This window comes from bacterium, from assembly GCA_036524115.1.
Lineage (GTDB): Bacteria > JAUVQV01 > JAUVQV01 > JAUVQV01 > DATDCY01 > DATDCY01.
The window spans coordinates 1-4,923 of sequence record DATDCY010000044.1; the positions used below are offsets into that span (position 1 = coordinate 1).

Sequence of the window (4,923 nt, forward strand, 5' to 3'; positions counted from 1 at the left end):
AGCAGGCCGGCGACACGGCGTACGCCGCCGGGGAGTACGAGCAGGCGGCCGCGGCCTACCAGAAGGCGATCGACGCTGGCGCGCGGCGGCCGCGCGTGCAGAACAACCTCGGCAACGCGCTCATGCGCGAGGGCAAGCCCGGGGCGGCGCAGGCCTCCTACCGCAAGGCGCTGGAGCTCGACCCCGAGTACCTCTTCGGCATCAACAACCTGGCGCTCGCGCTCTACCGCGGCGGCGAGCGGGACCGGGCCTGGCAGCTGCTGACCCAGGCGCAGATGAGCTGGCCGCGGGTGTCCTTCCTCTACACCACCGCCGGCTACTTCAAGTACCTCGAGGGCGACCGCGCCGCGGCCACGGCCGCGTTCCAGGAGGCGGTGCGGCTGAACCCGGACTCCCCGGCGGCGCTCAACAACATCGGCGCGCTGCTGCTCGAGGACCCGGCCGCCACCGCCGACCCGCTGCCGTACCTGATGCGCGCCATCGAGAAGGACCCCGAGAACGGCCTCTTCCGCGACACGCTCGGCTGGTACTACTTCACGCGCGGGATGTTCGCCGAGGCCACGATTGAAATCGGCAAGGCCTTCCTCTATGATCCGAAAAACCTCGAGGTCCGCGTCCACTACGCCACCGTCCTCGAGTGGATCGGCAAGGAGCAGGAGGCCCTCGAGCAGTGGTCGAAGGTGTTGGAACTCGCGGATGACGAGCGCGTCAAGCGCACGGCGCACGAACACTACTGGGACCTGCGGGGGCGCGGCGTGACCGCCGCCAACTAGCGCGCCGCGCGGCCCCAGGCAGGCAGAGTCGGGAGCACCATGGTCCTCTTCAACTACGCGATCCGCGAGATCACCGCGAAGATCGTCTACTACGGCCCCGGCCTCTGCGGCAAGACCACCAACCTGCAGTTCATCCACGAGAAGCTCGACCCCGGCGCGCGCGGCAAGCTGCTCTCGCTGGCGACCGACGGCGACCGCACGCTCTTCTTCGACTTCCTGCCGATCGAGATGGGGAGCATCAACGGCTACAAGGTGCGCTTCCAGCTCTACACCGTCCCCGGCCAGGTGCACTACAACGCCACGCGCAAGCTCGTGCTCAAGGGGGTGGACGCCGTCGTCTTCGTCGCCGACTCGCAGCTCTCGATGGTCGAGCGCAACCGCGAGAGCTTCGAGAACCTCGTCGAGAACCTCGCCGAGAACGGCTACGAGCTGGCGCGCGTCCCCGTGGTGATCCAGCTCAACAAGAGGGACCTGCCGAACGTCGCGAGCCACGGCGAGCTGGTGGCGGCGATGGGCGTCGAGGGCTTCCCGGTGGTCGAGGCCGTGGCCTACAAGGGCGAGGGCGTCTTCGACACGCTCAAGGCGGTCGTCAGGCTGACGCTCGGCCGCCTGCGGTCGCAGTTCGAGGCCGAGTCGCAGCCCGCGGAACGCCCCGAGGCGCCGCCCCCCCCGCCTCCGCCGCCGCCCGCGGCGAAGGTGTTCGCGCCCAGCGCGCCGCCCCCGCCGCCTCCCCAGCCCGCGCCGACGCCCGCCCCCGCGCCGGCGCCGGCCGAGGAGCCCGGGGAGGCGGAGGAGCCCGGGGAGGCCGAGGAGCCCTTCGACGAGTTCGACCTCGAAGGGTACCGCGGGGCGTACCCCGGCGAGGAGACCGCCGCCGCGACGACGTCCGACGCCGGGATGGTGGAGGAGACGGCGGCGCCACCTCCGGGAGGCTTCGGGGGCGCCGTGGACCGCGCGCGCGAGTTCGAGATGTTCTCGGCCGGAGGCGACGAGGGGCCGGGCTACGGCGTCGAGCCCGCGGCCGAAGCGCCGGCGGAGGCGGCCCCGGGGTACGGGTGGGCGGGAACCGGCCCGGCGGGGGAGGCGGACGCCGGCGAACCGCCGGCGTGGGCGCGGGCCATCCAGGAGGAGTTGCAGTCGCTGCGGGGGGAGAACGCGCGGCTGCGCGCCGCGCTCGCGGCCCTCGCGGGGACGATCGAGAGCCAGATCGTCGCGCTGGAGGCGGGGCGGGAGGAGCTGCGGCGGGCCGCCGGCGAGCCGGCGGCGGGGGAGGAGCAGGCATGACGCAGAACCGCTGGACGTACCGCAAGGCCGGCGTCGACATCGCCGCGGGCAACGAGGCGGTGCGACTGCTCGCGCCGTATGCCGCCGCCACGCGCCGCCCGGGGGTCCTCGGCGGCATCGGGGGCTTCGGCGGGCTGTTCGCCCTGCCGCGGCGCCTGAAGCGCCCGGTGCTGGTCGCCTCGACCGATGGCGTCGGCACGAAGCTCAAGATCGCCTTCGCGCTCGATCGCCACGACACCGTCGGCATCGACCTCGTGGCGATGTCGGTCAATGACGTGCTCGTGCAGGGCGCGGAGCCGCTGTTCTTCCTCGACTACGTCGCCTGCGGGCGGCTGCGCCCGGGGCGGATCGCCGAGATCGTCAAGGGCGTCGCGGAGGGGTGCCGCCAGGCCGGCTGCGCGCTGCTCGGCGGCGAGACGGCGGAGATGCCCGGCTTCTACGCCCCCGGCGAGTACGACCTGGCGGGGTTTGCCGTGGGTGCCGCCGAGCGCGGGCGGCTCATCGACGGCAGCCGGATCCGCCCCGGGGACGTCCTCCTGGGTCTGCCCTCGAGCGGCCTGCACAGCAACGGCTACAGCCTCGCGCGCGCCGTGGTCGAGGACCGCTGCGGCCCCCGCTGGTGGCGGCGCGCGCTGCCCGGCGACGGCCGCAGCCTCGGCGAGGCGCTGCTGGCGCCGACGCGCATCTACGTTCGGCCGGTGCTGGGACTGTTCGCGAAGTTCCCGGTGCACGGGCTCGTGCACCTGACCGGCGGCGGCTGGACCGAGAACATCCCGCGGGTGCTGCCGCGCGGGTGCGCCGCGGCGGTCGACCTCGGCTCCTGGCCGGTGCCGCCGCTGTTCTCGTTCCTCGAGCGCGAGGGGCGGATCGGGCGCGAGGAGATGCTGCGCACCTTCAACCTCGGCGTCGGGATGATCCTGGTCGTGCGGCCGGGGGCGGCCGAGGACGTCGCGCGGGCGCTGCGCCGTCGCGGCGAGGCCTGCCACCGCGTCGGCGAGGTCGTGCGCGGCGCGCGTCGGGTGCTCTACCGCGGGCGCTGGCCCGGCGAAGGCGCGGGGGGGCGGCCGTGAGCGCGGGGAAGCTCGCCCTCGGCGTCCTCGCCTCGGGGCGGGGCTCGAACCTGCAGGCGATCCTCGATGCGGCGGCGGCCGGACGCCTCGACGTGCAGGTGCGCGCGGTGGTCAGCGACGTCGCCGACGCGTACGCCCTCGAGCGCGCCCGCGCCGCGGGCGTGCCCGCCGTCTTCGTCGACCCGCAGGGGCCCGGCGGCAAGGCGGGCTTCGAGGGACGGATCGTCGAGCGGCTGCGCGAGCACGGCGTCGACACCGTGGCGCTCGCCGGCTACATGCGTGTCTGCGGCCCGGTGCTGCTCGCCGCGTTCCCCGGGCGAATCGTCAACATCCACCCCTCGCTGCTGCCGTCGTTTCCCGGCCTGCACGTGCAGCAGGCGGCCATCGACCACGGCGCCCGCTTCTCGGGGTGCACCGTGCACTTCGTCGACGCCGGCGTCGACACCGGCCCGATCATCGCGCAGGCGGTGGTCCCGGTGCTCGACGCGGACACCGAGGAGAGCCTCGCGGCGCGCATCCTGCGGCAGGAGCACCGCGTCTTCCCGCTCGCGCTGCAGCTGCTGGCCGAGGGGCGCCTGCGCGTCGCCGGCCGGCGGGTGCTCGTCGAGGGGCGGGGGCCGGCGCCGGAGACGGCAGCGCTGCTGAATCCCCCGCCGGACGCGTGATCCCGCTCCGCGACACGGTCCCGACCCGGACCTTCCCCGGGGTGACGGTCGCGCTCATCGCCGCCAACGCCGCCGTCTTCCTCTACGAGCTCTCGCTGGGACCGGAGCAGGCGGACATCTTCGCCTCGACGTTCGGAGCCGTTCCGGCGGCGGTCACGGGGGCCGCCTCGAGCGCCATGACGGGCGTGCCGCCGTTGCTGACTCTGGTGACATCGATGTTTTTGCACGCCGGACTGCTGCACCTGCTCGGCAACATGCTCTTCCTCTGGATCTTCGGCAACAACGTGGAGGACGCGACGGGGCACCTGCGGTTCCTCGTCTTCTACCTCGCCTGCGGGGTCATCGCGGCTGTGGCGCACGTCGCCACTGACCCTGAGTCGACGACGAAGATGGTCGGCGCGAGCGGCGCGATCTCCGGCGTGCTCGGCGCCTACCTCCTGCTGTTCCCGCGCGCACGCATCGTGACCCTCGTCTTCCTCGGCTTCTTCGCCCAGACGATCGAGATCCCCGCCTTCTTCTTCCTCGGCTTCTGGTTCCTGCTCCAGTTCGTCTCCGGCGCGCTCTCGCTCGGCGGCGCCGGTGGCGGGGTGGCCTGGTTCGCCCACGTCGGCGGGTTCATCGCGGGCATGGTCCTGCTGGTGCCGTTCAAGCGCCGGGAGACGCGGCTCTGGAGCCGCCTCGGCGGCTAGAGAGGGAGGGACGAGGTGACGGAGAGTTACCATCTGGCCGTGCTCGGCGACCACCTCGGCGGCCTGGCCGCGGCGGCGCTGGCGGCGCGGCGGGGCCAGCGGGTGCTCCTGCTCGAGCATGTCGCCTCGGGGCCGCCGTTGCCGCTGCGCCTGCTGAACGCGATCGCCGGCGGGCCCGAGCACGAGCCGGCGCTCGCGCGGCTGTTCCAGGAGCTGGGCCTCGCGCCGTTCGGCCCGCTCGGCGACGACCGGATACACTTCCACGCGCTCGCGCCGGCGCTCCAGGTCTGCCTCCCGGGTCACCGGCTGAGCGTTCACGCCGACCGCACCGCGCGCGCCTGGGAGCTGCAGCGGGAGTTCGGGGAGGCGCACCGCGCGCTCGCGCCGCTGGCGCAGGAGGAGGAGGAGCTGCGGGGCAGGATCGAGCGCGCCGCGCCGCAGC

The 4,923-nt window shown here is 73.9% G+C and carries 5 protein-coding genes and 1 pseudogene; all 6 read left to right on the forward strand.

Translation table 11 applies throughout. From position 1 onward, the window contains the following. Window positions 1–773 (forward strand): tetratricopeptide repeat protein (locus tag VI078_02120; protein ID HEY5998084.1); only part of this gene is annotated, 773 nt, incomplete at its 5' end. A 39-nt stretch (window positions 774–812) separates the two neighbouring features. Then, window positions 813–1,388, forward strand: a pseudogene (locus VI078_02125) (ADP-ribosylation factor-like protein). A gap of 665 nt (window positions 1,389–2,053) precedes the next feature. Further along, window positions 2,054–3,127, forward strand: a complete 1,074-nt coding sequence (purM, locus tag VI078_02130; GenBank protein HEY5998085.1) for a phosphoribosylformylglycinamidine cyclo-ligase — start codon at window positions 2,054–2,056, stop codon at window positions 3,125–3,127. Continuing rightward, complete coding sequence (purN, locus tag VI078_02135) at window positions 3,124–3,792, forward strand: phosphoribosylglycinamide formyltransferase (GenBank protein HEY5998086.1); 669 nt, start codon at window positions 3,124–3,126, stop codon at window positions 3,790–3,792. Before purM ends, purN begins: the two co-directional genes overlap by 4 nt. Next, a complete protein-coding gene (locus VI078_02140) occupies window positions 3,789–4,481 on the forward strand; it encodes a rhomboid family intramembrane serine protease (GenBank protein ID HEY5998087.1) in 693 nt (230 codons plus the stop codon). The genes purN and VI078_02140 overlap by 4 nt, the downstream gene beginning before the upstream one ends. A 15-nt stretch (window positions 4,482–4,496) precedes the next feature. Beyond that, window positions 4,497–4,923 (forward strand): hypothetical protein (locus tag VI078_02145; protein ID HEY5998088.1); only part of this gene is annotated, 427 nt, incomplete at its 3' end.